We start from the raw sequence: 16,054 nt of genomic DNA, 5'->3' as shown, positions 1-16,054 counted from the left end.
CCCTCCTCCGCGGGCGGGTGCGAACCCGCCCGCGGAGGAGGCCGACCCGGCCGATGGGGGAACGGAGCGGCCGGGTCGGCGAAACGGCCTGACGCCCACGGTCAGGCCGGGTGGGCCGGCCGTCCGGCCGACGCAGCGGACCGGCCGGCCCACCACTCCGCCCGGCGACGACCCATGGCGCGAAAAGGCACGGAAAAATCAGCGGTCCACGGGATCACATCCGGGCCGTGGACGGAGTAACGTATTTGACGGAGAGGCCGCTCCCCCCGTGGCGGCCTCTCCATTACTCTGTGCGCGCCGCCACACCGTCGGTGCCCGCCGGATCCACCGGGTGCCGCAGCCCCGGATGCCCGGCCGGCAGCGAGCGCCGGATCACCACCCAGCTACCCGCCAGCGCGGCCGCGATCAGCGGCCAGGTCAGCGCCGCCCGCGCCACCGTCAGCGCGACCACGTGCCCGTACAGCCACAGCGGCACGAACACCGCGACCCGCAGCACGTAGGTGGCCGCCCACACCCAGCTGGCCCGGCCGTACGCCCGCAGCAGCGCCGGATCGCGCCGCCACCGGGTCCGCTGCCCCAGCGCCGTGCCGACCACCACACCCAGCAGCGGCCACCGCACCACGATGCTCACCGCCCAGGCCAGCGCGCTCGCCGTGTTGGCGACGATCTGGAGCAGGAAGAAGTCGGCGGCCCGGCCGGTGCGCAACGCGATGAGCGCTGCCACGCAGACCGCGAGCAGACCGACCAGCACCGAGCGGGGACGATCGCCGCGCCGCCACCGCCAGCCGGCCACCGCCGTGCCGGTCAGCACCGCCGCGAGCACGCCGCCGCCGAGACCGCCGAGCACCCAGCCGAGCCCGAACGCCAGTGGCGGAAGCGTCGCGTCCACCGCCCCGCGCCGGCCGCCGAGCAGGTCGGCCAGCGACTCCGGCCGCGGCCCGCCGTCCGGTTGCCGCTGTGGCGTGCCGGTCACGCGCCACCTCCTCGAAATCGCCCGCCCCACCGTACGCCGCCGCCGCTGGCGCTCCGCCGCGCGCCGGAGCGTGCCTACCGTTAAGTTGTCCGGGTGCGGGAGACGGCGAGGGGTTGGACGGCGGTCTGGTTGGTCGTACTGGCCCTGATCCAGACAGCCGCGTTCGGGCTGGTGTGGCGCTTCGCCGTGCACACCGAACTGGGCCAGTGGCTGGACACGGTGGCGCTCACCGGCAACCGGATCGGCCAGGACCGCATAGACGGTCCGGTGGACACACTCCTCAACGCCATGTCGGTGGTGTCGCTGCTGGCCGCGACCGCCGTGATCGGCTTCATCGCGCTGATCCGGGGGCGCAAGGCGCTCGCCGTCACCGCGACGCTGCTCATCGCCGGCGCGAACGTGACCACGCAGTTGCTCAAGTACTACCTGGTCCGGCCCGACTTCGGCATCGACCCGGAACGGGCCGCCGCCGGCAACAGCCTGCCCAGCGGGCACACCGCCGTGGCGGCCTCGGTGGCGATCGCGCTGATCCTGGTGCTGCCGCGCAAGCTGCGGGTCGCCGGGGCGTTCCTCGGCGCCGGGTACGCCGCCGCCGCCGGTGTCGCCACGCTCTCCGCCGGCTGGCACCGGCCCAGCGACGCGGTCGCCGCGTACCTGGTGGTCGGCGCCTGGGCCGCCGCCGCCGGACTGGTGCTGCTGTTCTTCCAGCGGGAGCAGGCCGTGGTCGAGCCGGGCGACGCGCACCGGGTGGCCGGCGCCGTGCTCGGCGGCATCGGCGTGGTGGCCCTGCTGGCCTCCGCGGTGGCGCTGTCCTGGCTGGTGGACCGCTCCACCATCCCCGTCGAGAGCCTCGGCCGCCGTCCGCTGTTCATCGGGTACGCGGGCAGCGCGGCCGGCATCGCCGGCACGATCGCGGTGGTGGCGGCGCTGGTGCTGGTCGTGGTGCACCGGCTGGTGCCCCGCTGGAAGGGCTGACGCCGGTGCGGGCCGTACGGGAGGCGTTCCGGGCCGAGTGCGAGCGCCTGGAACGGGTGCTGCGCGACCTGGACGACGCGGCGCTGGACCGGCCCACCCCGTGCCCGCCCTGGCGGGTACGCGACCTGATCGCGCACGTGAGCACCGGAGCCGGTCGCCTGGCCCTGATGCTCGCCGAACCCGCGCCGCCCCGCGCCGAGGTCGACGCCGCCGCCTACTTCGGCGCGGCCAAGTTCAGCCCGCCGGTCGACCGGGACCGCATCGACTCCGCCCGGCGGGCGGCGCGGGAGCACCCGGGTGCGGCCGAGGTGGCCGACGAGTTCGCCCGGGCCTGGCGCGCCACCGACGAGGCGGTCGCCGCCGCGCCGCCCGGCCGGATGGTACGCACCCGCCACGGTGACGCGATGGCGCTGCCGGAGTTCCTCCGTACCCGCGTGGTGGAGGTCGCGGTGCACGGCCTGGACCTGGCCGACGCGCTGGACCGGTCGCCGTGGCTGACCCCGGCCGCGGCGGACGTGGTGGCCGGCGTGCTCACCGGCGGCGTGCCGGTGCCGCCCGGACTGGGCTGGGACGCGCTCACCGTGCTGCGCAAGGCCACCGGGCGGCTGCCGCTGACCGGCGACGAGCGCGCCGAGCTGACGCGGGCCGGCATCGGCCGGCTGGCCTTCGGCGGCTGACCTCAGCGCCCGGCGCACCGCCGCAGGTGCTCCAGCACGATCGGATCGATCCGGCCGGGCACGAAGCGTTCCTCCAGGTTCTCCAGACCGGTCCAGGCGGCCAGCGCGTCGTCCAGGCCGCCCGGGCCGACCGGGTGCCCGGTGGCGGCGAGCAGCTCCGCCACCTCGGCGGCGAGCGGACCGGTGAGGTCCCGCAGCGTCGCCGGGTCGGGGCGGCCGAACAGCATGTGGTGGATGCCGAGCAGACGGCGCAGCTCGGCGACCGGGTCGTCGTGGTCGTCCACGCGCAGGTCCACCAGCTCGTCGCCGGTGCCGGCGTAGCCGCCGTGGCGCTGCACCACGAGTATCGCGGCGCTCTGCCGGCCGCGCCGGTCGCCGCCGGCCGCGTCACCGGCGGTGAGCGCGGCCAGCATGCGCTGCGGGAACGGCAGGTCGTCGCGGGCCAGCCAGGCGTCGCGCAGCGCGTCGATCACCTGCGGGCCGGTCAGGATGTTGCCCTGCGCAGCCCAGCCGTCGCCGGCTTGCCCGCCGGCCCACGGGTGGCAGCGCGGCCCGGTCCAGGTGGCCCCGTCGCCGGTCGCCCCGACCACGGCGAGCTGCCTGTCGTCGCGGCCGGGATCGGCGGCGACCAGCCCGGCCACCGCGTCGCCGGCGGTGACGCCGGTACGCAGCAGCGCGAGCGCCTGCGCCCGGTAGGCGAGGTTGGCGTGCGCCTGGGTGGCGACCGCGCCCACCAGCGCCTCGGCCGCAGGCACCAGCGCCCCGGCGGCGAGGAACCGGCTGGCCACCGCCACCCCGTACAGGCGCCCGTCGGCGGAGCGGGCGACGAGCGAGAAGGTCACGCGCGGATCGTAGCCCGGTCGCGGTGTCCGGCACCGGCGTCGCCGCTCAGAACGGCGTCGCCGCCTCCTCCGGCGGGCGGCCCCAGGCGCGGCGCGCGTCGGCCACCGCCACCGCCGTCAGGACCACCGCGGCGAGGATCGCCGCGACCAGCGGCGCGAGGCGCACCAGCAGCGGTACGGGCAGCAGCAGCGCGGCGATCCCCACCAGCCTCGACGGGGAGATACGGCCGAACACCTCGTACTCGAAGCGGGCCCGGCCGGCCAGGAACACGGCCGGCCCGCCGAGGACCACGGCCATCCACGGCAGCTCGCGCAGCGCGGCCGGCTCGGCGGTCCTCACCGCCGGGCCCCGTCCCCGGTCCGACTCATGCGGCAGTCGTAACACTCCTTCCCGGCGCCCCGGTGCGGATCACCCATATCTGCCTGGATCTTGCTCCGGGCGGTGCCGGACGGGCACCATCGACGGGTGACGAACAGATGGGGCATGACAGTGCCGCTGGGCGGTATCCCGCTCGCCGACCACGCCGCCGTCTACGCGGCCCTGGACGACGCCGGGTTCACCGACGTGTGGTCGTCGGAGGTGGCCGGCGCCGACGCGTTCACCCCGCTGGCCCTGGCCGCCGCCTGGTCGCCGAGGCTGCGGCTGGGCACCGCGATCACGCCGGTGTTCACCAGAGGGCCGGGACTGCTCGCGATGAGCGCCGCCGCGCTGGCCGAGGCCGCGCCGGGCCGGTTCGCGCTCGGCGTCGGCGCCTCGTCGCCGGTGCTGGTGCGGGACTGGAACGCGATCGAGTTCGACGAGCCGTTCAAGCGGACCCGGGACGTGCTGCGGTTCCTGCGGGCCGCGTTGCGCGGCGAGACCGTCGACGGCGCGTTCGACACGTTCGCCGTCCGGCGGTTCGCGCTGGAACGGCCGCCCAGCGTGCCGCCGCCGGTCCTGCTGGCCGCGCTGCGCCCCGGCATGCTGCGCCTGGCCGCCGCCGAGGCCGACGGGGTGATCCTCAACTGGCTGGCCGCCGACGACGTGCCGACGGCGCTGGCCGAGGTGGGCGAGCGCCGGCCCGGCTTCGACGTGGCCGCCCGCATCTTCGTCTGCCCCACCGAGGACACCGCGTACGCCCGCGCGCTGGGCCGCCGCATGATCACCGGCTACCTGACGGTGCCCGCGTACGCCGCCTTCCACAGGTGGCTGGGCCGCCAGGACTCGCTCGGCCCGATGTGGGAGGCGTGGGCCGCGGGGGACCGGCGGGGCGCCTCCGCCGCCGTACCGGACGAGGTGGTCGACGCGCTGGTGCTGCACGGCTCGCCCGAGCAGTGCGTGGCGGCCGTCCGCCGGTACGCCGACAACGGCGTCGACGTGCCGGTCATCGCGGTGCTGCCCACGCCGGAGATCACCGAGGGCGGCGCGGCGGCCTGGATGGACCTGCTGCCCCGGCTCGGCCCCGGAAAGGCGGCCTGAGATGAACCTGACCGACCGGGTGGTGGTGATCACCGGCGGGGCCGGCGGGATCGGAGCGGCGCTCGGCCGCCGGTTCGCCGCCGAGGGCGCCGCCGCGATCGTCCTGGCCGACCTGGCCGCCGACGCGGCCCGCGCCGCAGCCGACGCGATCGGCCCGGTGGCCAGCGGCGTCGGGCTCGACGTCACGGACGAGGCGGCGGTACGCGCGCTCGTCGAGGAGACCGAGCGCCGCCACGGCCGGATCGACCTGTTCTGCGCCAACGCCGGCGTGGCCACCGGCGGCGGCATCGACGCGCCCGACGCGGACTGGGACCGGGCCTGGCGGGTGAACGTGCTCGGGCACCTGCACAGCGCCCGCGCGGCGCTGCCGGGAATGCTCCGCCGGGGCCAGGGGCACCTGCTGCTCACCTGCTCGGCGGCGGGTGTGCTCACGGCGGTCGGCGACGCCCCGTACACCGCCACCAAGCACGCCGCCGTGGGTCTCGCCGAGTGGCTGGCGATCACCTACCGGGACGCCGGTATCCGGGTCAGCGCGCTGTGCCCGCAGGGCGTGGACACCCCGATGCTCGCCGACGGCCTCGCCGAGGGGCACCTGGGCGCCCGGGTGATCGCCGCGTCCGGGTCGATCCTCACACCGGACCAGGTCGCCGACGCTGTCGTCGCCGGGCTGGCCGACGAGCGGTTCCTGATCCTGCCGCACCCGGAGGTGGCCGACTACGCCCGTCGCCGCGCCGAGGACCCGGACGGCTGGCAGGCCGGGCTGCGCAAGCTCGTCCGCAAGCTGCGCGCCGCCGACCGCTGAGCCCGGCCGTCGCGGCGGTTGCCCCGGGACTGGCCGGCAGCACCGCGACAGCGGACCACGCCTCGCCGGTCCGGTCAGCGGCGCCACCGCAGCGGCCCCGGGTGGACCGTCCACAACAACCGGCCCCACCGCGAGCGGGCCGAGCGCAGCGCGTCGCCGAAGCCCTGACTCAGCCGCGCGGCCCGCTCCGCCTGTTCCGGCGTGACACTGCCCGGCGCGAAGCCCGCCTGGTTGAGCAGGGCGGCCAGCTCGTCGACCGCCGCCTCGTCCGGGCCGCCGCCCGCCGCGCCGTCCCCGGGCCGGTCCGTCGGTCCGGCCGCGCCCTCTCCGGACCGCGCCGCGCGGGCCTCGGCGAGCGTGCGGCGGGCCCGCTCGGCCACCTCCGCCGCCGCCAGATCCGGCCCGGCCGGGTGCCCGGCCAGCCGCAGCGCGTCGGTCAGCTCCCGCCACGCGCCCGCGACCCGCTCGCCCGGGTCGGCTGCGTCCAGACGGGAGCGGGTCAACCGGCGGCGCGCCGCGTACAGGGCGGCCAGCACCGCGCCGACCAGCAACGCCAGCCCGCCGACGCCGCCACCGACCAGCACCGGCGTCCCGAGCCCGCCCTCGGCCCGGCCGGGCGCGGGCGCGGCGGCCGGGGGAGTGGCGCTCGGCTCCTCGGTGGGCGCCGGCACCTCCGACGGCGGCGGATCCTCCGGCTGCGGCCGGAAGTCCTCCTCCACCGGGCGGGGCTCCTCATCCGGACGGGGCATCGGGTCGAACGGCACCCAGCCGACACCGTCGAACAGCACCTCCGGCCAGGCGTACGCGTCGGCGGCCCGTACCGGACCGTCGCCCTTGGGCTCGAACCCGACCACCACCCGGGTGGGCAGCCCGGCGAGGCGGCCGAGCACCGCGAACGCGGCGGCGAACTGCTCCGACGTGCCCCGCTGCCCGCCGCCGTTACGCGGTCCGAACAGGAAGAACGCCAGGTTCGGGTACGCGTGCCCGCTGGGCGCGTCGGCTGTCACCCGGTAGTGCTCGGCCAGGAACGTGGCGATCGCGTCGGCGCGCGCGTACGGGGCGCCGTTCGACTCGGCGAGCTGGGTGGCGAGCCGGCGCACCGGCTCCGGCGCCCCGTCGGCCACCCGCAGCACCCGGGCCACCTCGTCACCGGCGGGCACGTTCGCCGTGGGCAGCAGGTTCGCATCCGGGCGCTCCCGCACCGACGACACCTCGTACCGCAGGCCGGGCGCGAGCCCTTCCGGCCGGATCAGCGTTCCGGTCGCCGGGTCGTACGCCACCCGCGCGCCCGTCACCTCGCGCGGCGTGGGCACCGCCGGCAGCAGCCGCCCGGTCAGGTCGCCGACGGTGATCTCCTGGCGCACCTCGTCGGTGGCCGCGTCCGGGGCCGGCTCGGCGGCGGGCAGGATCCGCCCCGCGTTGCGGTACGTGGCGCCGACCCGCCAGGTCACCCCGTCGTAGTCGCTGAGCACCGCCAGCCGGATCCGCGGCGACCCGTCCCCGGCCGCGCCCCCCGTGGTGCGCACGTCGAGCAGCCGCTGGTCCGGGTTCAGCGCCCACCCGGAGATCCGGATCAGCGGGTTCTCGTCCAGCGACTCCACCCGGGGCGGCTCCACGTAGCGGCGCGGGTCGACCGGCCGCTCGTCGACCTGGGCGGCCACCACCGGGGCGAGCAGCGCCGCCAGCGCCACCACCACGGCGAGCCCGGCCGCGCTCGCCGCCACCAGGCGCAGCCGTACCGCCGCGCGTACCGCTGGGGTCAGACCGGCGACCGGATCGGCTGCGGGGCCGTCGCGGCGCCCGGGCGTCGCCAGGCCGGCCGCCGCGACGGCCGCGAACAGCACCGTCGGGCCGATCGCCGGATCCGCGTTCGGCCCGACCACGTAGAGCGCGCCGGCGTAGAGCAGCGCCGGCGGCAGGTAGCCCAGCAGCACCCGCCCGGCGCGCAGCGCCACCTCGGCGGCGGTCAGCCCGGCCAGCCACGCCGCGACCACCGGCACCAGCACCGTGTCCGGGGCCGGCTCGACCGGGATCATCGCGGTGAGCAGCCGGGGGATCGCGTTGCGGGCCGCGTCGGCGGCCACCTCGCCGAGCCCGCCCGGCAGCGCCGCGTGCGCGGCGGCCAGCCGCAGCGACAGCAGCGTCCACCCGGTCAGCGCGGCCACCGACAGCGGCGCCACCAGCCAGGACGGCAGCCGCCGCGCGGCCACGCTGACCAGCACCGACCCGACGGCCGCGCCGGCCATGAGCCGGGTCAGCAGCGGGTCCGCGTACACCCGGCCCAGCACCACGCCGGAGAGCGCGACCAGCACGATCAGCGCGGCCGGGACCGGCGCGGCCCGCAACGCCCGGGCCGCGCGCTCCGCCGCCGTTTCGCTCCGCGGTGGCGTCACCACCGGCGGACCCCGTCCCACTCGGCGGCGAACGCCGCGCCGTCCGCGGCGTCCAGGACCGTGAGGCCCGCCGCGCCGGCCGCCGTCGGCCCGTCCGCGCCGAACATCCCCACCACCACCGACGGGTACGCGCCGCGCAGCGCGCCGACGTGCCCCAGGTCGTCGCGGCCGCCCGGCCCGGTCAGGAAGACGAGCGTGTCGCCGAGCCGGTCCCGGCGCAGCCGCCCGGTCGCGGCGGGCAGCACGTCCGGCCCGGCGTCCGCCAGCTCCACCGCGGCGAGCCGGTCCAGCGGCCCGGCCGCGCCGGCGGGCTCCACCTCGGCCGGTACGACGAGCAGCAGGTGCACCGGCAGGTCCTCCCGCACCGCGGCGGCCACCACCGACGCCGCCGCCTCGCACGCCGACTCGAACGACTCCGCGACACCGCCCGCCCGGTCCGGGTGCGCGGACGCACGGTTGTCCAGCACCACCACCAGGCGCGGCAGGCTGGTGTCCACGTTCTCCCGCACCATCAGCTCACCCACCCGGGCGCTGGTACGCCAGTGCACGCGGCGCAACTCGTCACCCACCACGTACTCCCGCAACGAGTCGAACGTGATCGACCCGTGCGGCACGCTGTCGGTGCGCCCGTCCAGGCTGCGCCCGGCGCCGGTGGGCACCGCGGAGAGCGGGTGGATGCGCGGGTGCACCCACACCGGCACCGTGCCGCCGTAGCCGCGCGCCAGCGCCACCAGGCCCAGCGGATCCCGGCGCACCACCCGCAGCGGCCCCACCGGCACCACCCCACGGCGATGCGTCGGCACGTCGTACCGCACCACAGTGTCCCGGCCCGGACGCAACCGCAGCAGCGGCACCGGCACCAACGCGCCCGCGCAGCGGTCCTCGGCCACCAGGTTCGCCGCCCGCAGCCGGCCGGTGTTGCGCACCGTCAGCTCCATCGCCGCCGGCTCACCCCGGGCCACCCGATCCGGATCGGCCCGCCGCTGAACGCTCAGCCGGGGCCGCCAGGCCGCGTTCACCACGGCGTAGCCGACCGCCACGCCGGCCGCCGCGCCGAGCACCGTCAGTTCCGGGTACGCGTAGCGGAACCCCACGCCGAGCAGCACCAGGGCGGCGACGAGCAGCCCGATGCCACGGGCGGTGATCCCCACGCTCAGCCGTGCACCGCTGTGGCCTGGCCCGACGGCAGCGGCACCGGCACCGACGCGACCGCCTGACGCAGCACCTCGGCGGGCGTGACACCACGCACCTGCGCGTCCGGGGTGAGCAGCATCCGGTGCGCGAACACCGGCTCGACGAGCGCCTTCAGGTCCTCCGGCATGATCCAGCCCCGGCCGTCGATCAGCGCGTACGCGCACGCCGCCCGGGTCAGCGCGATCACCCCGCGCGGGCTCACCCCGACCCGCACCTGCGGATGGGTACGCGTCGCCGCGGCCAGCCGCACCGCGTACGCGTAGAGCGGCTCGGCGATGTGCACCCGCCGGGCCATCTTCACCATCTCGCCCACGGTCGCGGTGTCGGTGACGGCGGTCAGCGAGTCGGGGGAGCGGACCGTGGCGCCGCGCAGCACCTCCACCTCGACCGCCTCGTCCGGGTAGCCGACCGACAGCTTCACCAGGAACCGGTCGAGCTGCGCCTCGGGCAGCCGGTACGTGCCGTCCATCTCCACCGGGTTCTGCGTGGCCACCACCAGGAACGGTTGCGGCACCGGGTGCCGTACACCGTCCACCGTGACCGTCCGCTCCTCCATCACCTCCAGCAGCGCCGACTGGGTCTTCGGCGACGCCCGGTTGATCTCGTCGGCGATCACGATGTTGGCGAACACCGGCCCCGGGTGGAACTCGAAGCCCCGGCTCGCCTGGTTGAAGATGGTCACCCCTGACACGTCGGAGGGCAGCAGGTCCGGCGTGAACTGGATGCGCCGCCACTGCCCCTTCACGGTCGCCGCGATCGCCCGCGCCAGCGTGGTCTTGCCGACGCCTGGTACGTCCTCCAGCAGCACGTGCCCCTGCGCGAACAGCGCGGTCAGCGCCAGCCGCACCACCTGCGGCTTACCCAGCACGACCGCGTTGACGTTGTCGGCCAGCCGGGCGGCCAGGGCGGCGAAGCCCTGCACCTCCGGCTGGCTCAGCGGTTCGTGCGTGTTCACGGATGCGCCTCTCGGACGGTGCGGTCAGCAGGTGGGCAGGACGCCGAGGTCGTCGCCGCCCTCCAGGTTGAGCCAGGCCCACGGGATGTACGTCTTGCCCTTGTACTCCACCTGGACCCACCAGGTGCTCTGCTTGTTGTTGTTGTAGATCCAGGCGTCCACGTCCTCGCCCTTCACCTTGCAGTACGTGCGCAGCCGGTGGCCGTCCGGCACCCAGCCGGCCTGCCGGTCGTTGTCCTGCCTCGGCACCTCGAAGATCTCGTTGCCGTTGCGGCCCGGCACGTCCTTGTCGCAGTACGTCCGCTGGTCGCCGTCCGGACCGTTCTTGCAGGTGGCGACGCCGAACACCGGGTCGGTGGTCTGCGCGCGGGAAGCGGTGCCCTTACCGGCGGCGTTGCTCGCGGTCAGCGTCACCGTATACGCGGTACCCGGCGTCAGCCCGGTCACCCGCAGGCTGGAACAGCTTCCGCTCGCCGTCTTCCCGCCGGTCGCCGCCGTGCAGGAGGCGCGGCCGCCGCCCGCGTCCACAGTGAACGTCACAGTCACCGACGTGGCGTCCGCCGATGAGCCGGTCACCGTGATCCGGGGCTCGGCCACCGTCCGCGCGGTGGTGCTCGCCTCCGGTCCCGACCCGGCCTCGTTCACCGCCCTGACCTTCACCGTCACGTTCTGCCCGTTGCCCAGGCCACCCACAGTGGCCTGCACGTCGGTCACCTCGACCGACTTCCCGGCCGCCTCCACCAGGTACTTCGTCACCGGGCGGCCGTTGTCCACCGCCGGGGACCACTGCACCGCGATCGTGCCCGGCTGGTCGGCGACTGTGGACGCCCGCAGCTCCGTCGGCGCCTTCGGCGTGGTGAACGGCACCACCGTGTTGCTCACCGGCGACGCCTTCGACCCCGCGCCCTTCTCGCTCACCGCGGTCACCGTGAACGCGTACTGGGTGCCGTACTCCAGTTGCCCGGCCGGCACCACCAGCTCCGTCTTCGCCGACTCGCCGGCCGGGGCGCTCGCGCCGGCCGAGGTCGCCGTCACCGCGTACTTCGCGATCTTGTTGCCCTGGCCGTCGGCCTCGGGCCAGCTCACCTGCACCGTGCCGTCCGGCCGTGCCTCGGCGGTCACCGACGCCGGCGGGTCCGGCACCTCGGCCGTCGGCACCACCGGGTTGCTGCGCCGCGCCGGACCCTCACCCTTGGCGTTCACCGCGTGCACCGAGAACGTGTACGTCTCACCGTTGGTCAGACCCGTGATCTCCAGCGCACGCTGGTTCGCGCCGACCTGGTGGGTCTGACCGGCGCCCTCCACCACGTACCGGGTGATCTCGGCGCCGTTGGACGCGGCGGCCTGCCAGCTCACCCGCGCCGACGCGTCACCCGCGGCGGCGGTGACCGACTTCGGTGCACCCGGCTTGGACACCTTCGGCTTCTTCGGCGGGGGCGGCGGCGGAGCCACCGGCGGCGGGTCGCCGCCCAGCACGTCGTTGGCGTACTTGTCGACCTCACGCACCTGGTTACGGTCGTCGACCACCTGCGCGGTGGACGAGTTCGGCGGGTTGATGAACAGGTGGTTCTCGCGCACCTCCAGCTCGACCGGGCCGGGCCGGCCGGAGCCCTTGACGGTCTGCACGAGCTGACCCTCGCCGTCGAAGGCGTACACCGTGCCGGTGGTCTCGTCGGCGCAGTAGAACCGGCCCGCCCATGCCACCGCCGGGCTGAGCCGGGCGCCGGTGCCGGGCACCGTGAACCGCTTCACCTCGCGGCTGTCCCGCACCACGTGCACCGACCTGTCACCGGGGACCGTGACCGGCACCTGCGGCCCGCTGGTACGCGTCGGCAGATTCCCCGGCGCGCTCATGCTCAGCTCCGCCCGCTGCGTCTGCCCGCCGACCACTGTGACCAGCGACGCCGAGGTGCGGTCCAGCACCGCGACACCCTCGTCCAGCGTGGACACCACCAGCTCGTGCGCCGGCTCAGCCACGTCGTACGTCTCGACCCGCTTCGGGCTGAGCCCCGCGGGCGGCGCGTCACCCGGCGTCTCCGGCAGCTCGGCGGCGGTCACCGCCGAGACGGTGCCCTCGCTCGGCACCGCGACCCACAGTTTGCCGGCGCCGTCGAACGTGCCGCCGGTGATGCCCGGCGGGTAGCGCACCGGCTCGCCCACCGGCGTCAGCGCCCGCGGGTCGAGCTGCCGGACGATGCCCTGCACCGCGTCCACCACGAACGCCGCGTCCTCGTGCAGCGCCACGCTCACCCCGAACCCCGGCGCGGTCGGCGTCGTGGCGGTGATCTGCAACGTCGCCAGGTCCAGCGAGCTGACCTGCCCGGTGTTGAGGTCGCGCAGGATCAGCAGCCGGTCGGTCTGGGCCACCTGCATCTGGTGCCGCCGCCCACCCGGCACCTCCATCCGGGTGTCGATCCGCGCGGTGACGCCGTTGACCCGGGCCAGCTCGCTGCGGGTGGTGCTCCACAACCAGGAGGACGCGTCGAAGCTCGCCACCGCGTTGTCGGCCGCGCCCAGCCCGAGCACCGTCAGGCCCATCGCGGCCAGCAGCGCGGCCACCGTGCCGATGGTCACCAGCCCGCCGCGCATCCGCGACCGTGGACGGGCCGGCTCCGGCCCGGTGCCCGTGACGTCCTCGATGGTGGTCACTGCCGGCTGCCTCCCCGTGTCGGTGCGGGAGAACCGCCGAGCACGGCGGACCCTCCCCAGAGCCGGGAGCCATCATAGGTGCCGTGCGGAGCCGGTGAAACCCGCACCGTCCTCCTGTGGACACCGAGCGTGTCGTCTCAGTTCGGCGTGCCGCCGCCCTCCCGGTCCGTGCAGACCTGACCCGAGGTGGCGTACGAGTCGGTCGAATAGACAGCCAGCACCGTGAAGCAGTAGTCCAGCTTCGCGCTCAGCCCGTTCACCGTGTACCGGGTCTGCCCGGCGTCCACAGTAGCCATCACCCCGAGCTTCTGCCCGGCCCGGCCACCCGCCACCACGAACGGCACCCCGCCGTTCGTCGGGTCGGTCCAGGTCACCGTCACGGTGGTGGTGTCGTCGCGCAGCTTCAGGTCCCCCGGCGGCGGCCCGGCCACCTTCGGCGACGCGGCGCCGGACGCGGGCACCGGGGCAGGCGGCGGCGCCGCCTCCCGGTTCAGCAACACCACGCCGACGCCGACCGCCGCCACCACCGCGAGCACCGCACCCCCGACCACAAGGGCCAGCACCGTCCGGTTGCGGCCCGGCCGCTCCGGCTCCATCGGGTACGCGTCCCGCGGCTGGACCGGCGGCGGCTGGTGGAACATCGGCGGGGTCGCCGGCCAGGCGCTCTGCTCCGGCTGGGCCGGCGGCTCCGGTCGCGTGGACTCGGGGAAGTCCAGCAGGTCCTCGTAGATCGTCATCTGCCGGTTCGGCTCCGGCGCGTCCTGCTCCGGTTCGCCTGCCGCGTCGACGGGTGCCGGCTCGTCCTCGTCCGGCTCGGGCCGGGTGGGCCGGTCGACCGGCTGGGACGGGGCGGCGCTGCTCCATGGCGGCGCGACCATGCCCCACGGCGGTACGGAGGAACCGCTGACGGGTGCCGCGCTGACCGGTGCCGCGGGTGGTCCGCTGACGGGCGGCGGATAGGTGCCGGGGGGCGCGCTCACCGGTGGGTGCCCGGCGGGCGGCGCGCTGATCGGCGGCGGGTAGCCGGGTGCGGGTGGCCCGCTGATCGGCGGGCCGGGCGGCGCGCTGACGGGTGGTGCAGGTGGTGCACCGGTCAGCGACGGGTAGCCGGGTGCGGGTGGTGCGCTGATCGGCGGCGGATAGGTGGGTGCGGGTCCGCCAGCCGGTGGCGGGTAGCCCACTGCTGGTGCGGCGCTGACCGGTGCGGCGCTGACCGGTGCGGCGCTGACCGGTGCGGCGCTGACCGGCGCGGGGGGCGGGCCGCTCACTGGTGGCGGGTAGCCGCTCGCCGGAACCCCGCTGACCGGGTAACCGGCCGGTCCGCTCACCGGCTGTCCGGGAGGGCCGCTGACCGGGTGCGTGGGCGGCGCGCTGACCGGCGACGTCGAGGGTGAGCCGACGGGCGGTGCGCTGATGGGTGCTGGGTTGACGGGCGTGGCGCTGGTGGGCGGCGCGCTGATGTGGGGTGCGGCGGGCAGCGGTGCTCCGCCTGCCGGAGGCGCACCGGCGTCGGGCGTGCCGAGGGGGCCCGACGCGCCTGCGGAGGGGGCGCCCGGATGCTTCACGCTCGCGGCGGCGTCGGTGACCGGTGCACCACCCGAGCCGCCTCCACTCGTACCCGACGTGCTCACCGGCGGTCCGCTGACCGGGGACGTGCTCACCGGCGGTGCGCTCGCTGCGAGCGGCGCGATCATTCCGGATGAGCCGGCCGAGGGCGTGTCAGCAGGGGATTCGCTGGCCGGTGGTGCACTGACCGAGGGCTCGCCGGTGGAGGTGGTCGCTGCGGCCTCTGCCGATGCGTCGCGCGCTGCCTTTGCGGCGTTGCGTTCCGCCTCCTCCTCCAGCAGCGGGCCGATCTGCTGCACCTGAATCGTCGGCTTGTCCCAGCCCGGTCCACCGGGGACGGGCGGCACAGTAGTGGCGCTGGGCCCGCCCGTTTCGGTATCGGCCGGGTCCGTACCAGCCGCGCGGTCCGTATCGGCCGCCCGGTTCGTATCGAGGGGTGGGGGAGCGGGGACGGCCTCGGTCGTCGGTGTTGCCCGTGAGGCCTGCGCCGGTCGGGGCGCCACGGGGGCCCCGGGGGGTGCCGCTGGGGTGGCAGTGGCCGCCGCGGATTCCGCCACCGGCCGGGAAGCCGGCGCCGGAGGCGCCGTCGAGCCCGCAGTGGTGCCCGGTGGCGGGGCGGACGGGGTCGACCCCGGCGCGGGGACCGGCGGGACGACCGGAACGGCCGGCGGCGGTGGCAGGACACCGCGCTCCATCGACGGCACGCGCGGCGCCGGCGGGAGGACGGTCGGAGGCGGCGGTGGTGGCAGGACTCCCGCCGATGGCGTCCGTGACGCCGGCGGGGTGCCTCCGGTGGAGGGCGGCGTCTCGACGACCGGCGTTGCGGGCGGGGGCGGGATGACCGGCGGAGGCGGTAGCGGAGACGCGCCGACTGTCCCGGGCATCTGTGAGGGCGGCGTAACCGCCTTGCCCGGCGTCTGCGGCGAGACGCCGACAGTGCCGGACGTCTGCGGCGGGGCGCCAACGGTGCCGGGTGTCTGCGGCGGGGCGCCGGCAGTGCCGAGCGTCTGCGGGGACGGTAGCTGTCTCCCAGCGGTGCCCGGTACCGGCGGAGGTGGGACCGGAGGCGCGCCGGCCGCGCTCGGTGGTGGCGGGACCGGACGTGCGGGGGCGGACGGCACTGAGACGGGCGCGACATGCGCTGCGGCGGCCGAGGACGCCGGGCCCGGCATCGGAGGCACCGCCGGCCTCGCGGGCACCGGCGCGCCGGCCGTGGGTGCCGTCGTCGGCGTTCCCGGCGTTCCCGGCGTTCCCGGCGTTCGCGGTGTTCCCGGCGTTGCCGCCGGGGCTCCGGAGGTCGGCGAGGGCGCGGACATGCCGGAGGCCGCCGGGTGCGGGGGTGCGCCAGCCGGGGCGCGGGGCGGTACCGGCGTCACGCCGGGAACGACGGCCGGGCGACCGTAGGTTCCCGGCGGAAGCGGGGTGGCACCTGGAGCCGGTGGAACCGCGGTCACGCCCTGAGCCGGCGGTACCGGGGTGACACCGTGGGCCGGGGGCACCGGGCGGACGCCGGGAGTCTGCGGGGCGGCCCCGGCAGACGGCGGTGTCGCTGGTGCGGTGGGTTCGACG

The 16,054-nt window shown here is 76.4% G+C and carries 13 protein-coding genes; 5 read left to right on the top strand and 8 right to left on the bottom strand.

The annotated features are described in order from the left end of the window. Positions 1 to 283: 283 nt before the first annotated feature. Positions 284 to 973: a DUF3159 domain-containing protein gene (locus CLT75_RS13910; RefSeq protein WP_135241054.1), complete on the bottom strand. Its 690-nt coding sequence runs from the start codon at positions 971 to 973 to the stop codon at positions 284 to 286. A gap of 93 nt (positions 974 to 1,066) precedes the next feature. Here CLT75_RS13910 and CLT75_RS13905 point away from each other — a divergent pair, with 93 nt between their 5' ends. Next, positions 1,067 to 1,948 carry a phosphatase PAP2 family protein gene (locus tag CLT75_RS13905; protein WP_135241053.1) on the top strand — a complete coding sequence of 294 codons (882 nt, stop codon included), beginning with the start codon at positions 1,067 to 1,069 and terminating at the stop codon, positions 1,946 to 1,948. A gap of 5 nt (positions 1,949 to 1,953) precedes the next feature. Then, positions 1,954 to 2,625: a maleylpyruvate isomerase N-terminal domain-containing protein gene (locus tag CLT75_RS13900; RefSeq protein WP_135241052.1), complete on the top strand. Its 672-nt coding sequence runs from the start codon at positions 1,954 to 1,956 to the stop codon at positions 2,623 to 2,625. A 2-nt stretch (positions 2,626 to 2,627) separates the two neighbouring features. On the opposite strand, the gene CLT75_RS13895 is transcribed toward CLT75_RS13900, so the two are convergent. Together CLT75_RS13895 and CLT75_RS13890 are read right to left on the bottom strand one after the other, a co-directional pair. After that, a complete protein-coding gene (locus CLT75_RS13895) occupies positions 2,628 to 3,467 on the bottom strand; it encodes a DUF1028 domain-containing protein (RefSeq protein ID WP_135241051.1) in 840 nt (279 codons plus the stop codon). Positions 3,468 to 3,513: 46 nt separating this feature from the next. After that, a complete protein-coding gene (locus tag CLT75_RS13890; protein WP_486485170.1) occupies positions 3,514 to 3,807 on the bottom strand; it encodes a low temperature requirement protein A in 294 nt (97 codons plus the stop codon). A 144-nt stretch (positions 3,808 to 3,951) separates the two neighbouring features. Between CLT75_RS13890 and CLT75_RS13885 the strand changes: the two genes are divergently transcribed. Beyond that, positions 3,952 to 4,926 carry an LLM class F420-dependent oxidoreductase gene (locus CLT75_RS13885; protein WP_135244008.1) on the top strand — a complete coding sequence of 325 codons (975 nt, stop codon included), beginning with the start codon at positions 3,952 to 3,954 and terminating at the stop codon, positions 4,924 to 4,926. A 1-nt stretch (position 4,927) separates the two neighbouring features. Further along, entirely contained in the window at positions 4,928 to 5,728 is an 801-nt protein-coding gene (locus tag CLT75_RS13880) for an SDR family oxidoreductase (RefSeq protein ID WP_135241050.1), read from the top strand. Between the two features lie 74 nt (positions 5,729 to 5,802). Here CLT75_RS13880 and CLT75_RS13875 read toward each other — a convergent pair whose 3' ends face one another. From CLT75_RS13875 to CLT75_RS13855, 5 genes are all read right to left on the bottom strand, one after another. Continuing rightward, positions 5,803 to 8,124 (bottom strand): transglutaminase TgpA family protein, encoded by a 2,322-nt coding sequence (locus CLT75_RS13875; protein WP_135241049.1) that lies wholly within the window; start codon positions 8,122 to 8,124, stop codon positions 5,803 to 5,805. Further along, on the bottom strand, positions 8,118 to 9,272 hold the full coding sequence (locus CLT75_RS13870) for a DUF58 domain-containing protein (protein ID WP_135241048.1): 1,155 nt from the start codon (positions 9,270 to 9,272) through the stop codon (positions 8,118 to 8,120). The genes CLT75_RS13875 and CLT75_RS13870 overlap by 7 nt, the downstream gene beginning before the upstream one ends. 2 nt (positions 9,273 to 9,274) lie before the next feature. Then, positions 9,275 to 10,270, bottom strand: a complete 996-nt coding sequence (locus CLT75_RS13865) for an AAA family ATPase (protein ID WP_135241047.1) — start codon at positions 10,268 to 10,270, stop codon at positions 9,275 to 9,277. A 24-nt stretch (positions 10,271 to 10,294) separates the two neighbouring features. Then, positions 10,295 to 12,859, bottom strand: a complete 2,565-nt coding sequence (locus CLT75_RS13860; RefSeq protein WP_209310455.1) for a fibronectin type III domain-containing protein — start codon at positions 12,857 to 12,859, stop codon at positions 10,295 to 10,297. Between the two features lie 197 nt (positions 12,860 to 13,056). Then, a complete protein-coding gene (locus CLT75_RS13855) occupies positions 13,057 to 14,187 on the bottom strand; it encodes a hypothetical protein (RefSeq protein WP_486485346.1) in 1,131 nt (376 codons plus the stop codon). 91 nt (positions 14,188 to 14,278) lie between these two features. Between CLT75_RS13855 and CLT75_RS33275 the strand changes: the two genes are divergently transcribed. Beyond that, the gene (locus CLT75_RS33275) at positions 14,279 to 14,788 is read left to right on the top strand and encodes a hypothetical protein (protein WP_486485382.1); all 510 of its coding nucleotides are present in this window, start codon (positions 14,279 to 14,281) and stop codon (positions 14,786 to 14,788) included. Positions 14,789 to 16,054 lie beyond the last annotated feature (1,266 nt).

The organism is Micromonospora sp. CNZ285 (genome assembly GCF_004637285.1).
Note: the sequence above shows the minus strand (reverse complement) of the source record. Positions and strands in the feature narration are given on the sequence as shown.

Coding starts and splice junctions, on each gene's coding strand:
- CLT75_RS13885 (WP_135244008.1), top strand. CDS start 3,952: ATGACAGTGCCGCTGGGCGGTATCCCGCTCGCCGACCACGCCGCCGTC.
- CLT75_RS13880 (WP_135241050.1), top strand. CDS start 4,928: ATGAACCTGACCGACCGGGTGGTGGTGATCACCGGCGGGGCCGGCGGG.
- CLT75_RS13860 (WP_209310455.1), bottom strand. CDS start 12,859: ATGCGCGGCGGGCTGGTGACCATCGGCACGGTGGCCGCGCTGCTGGCC.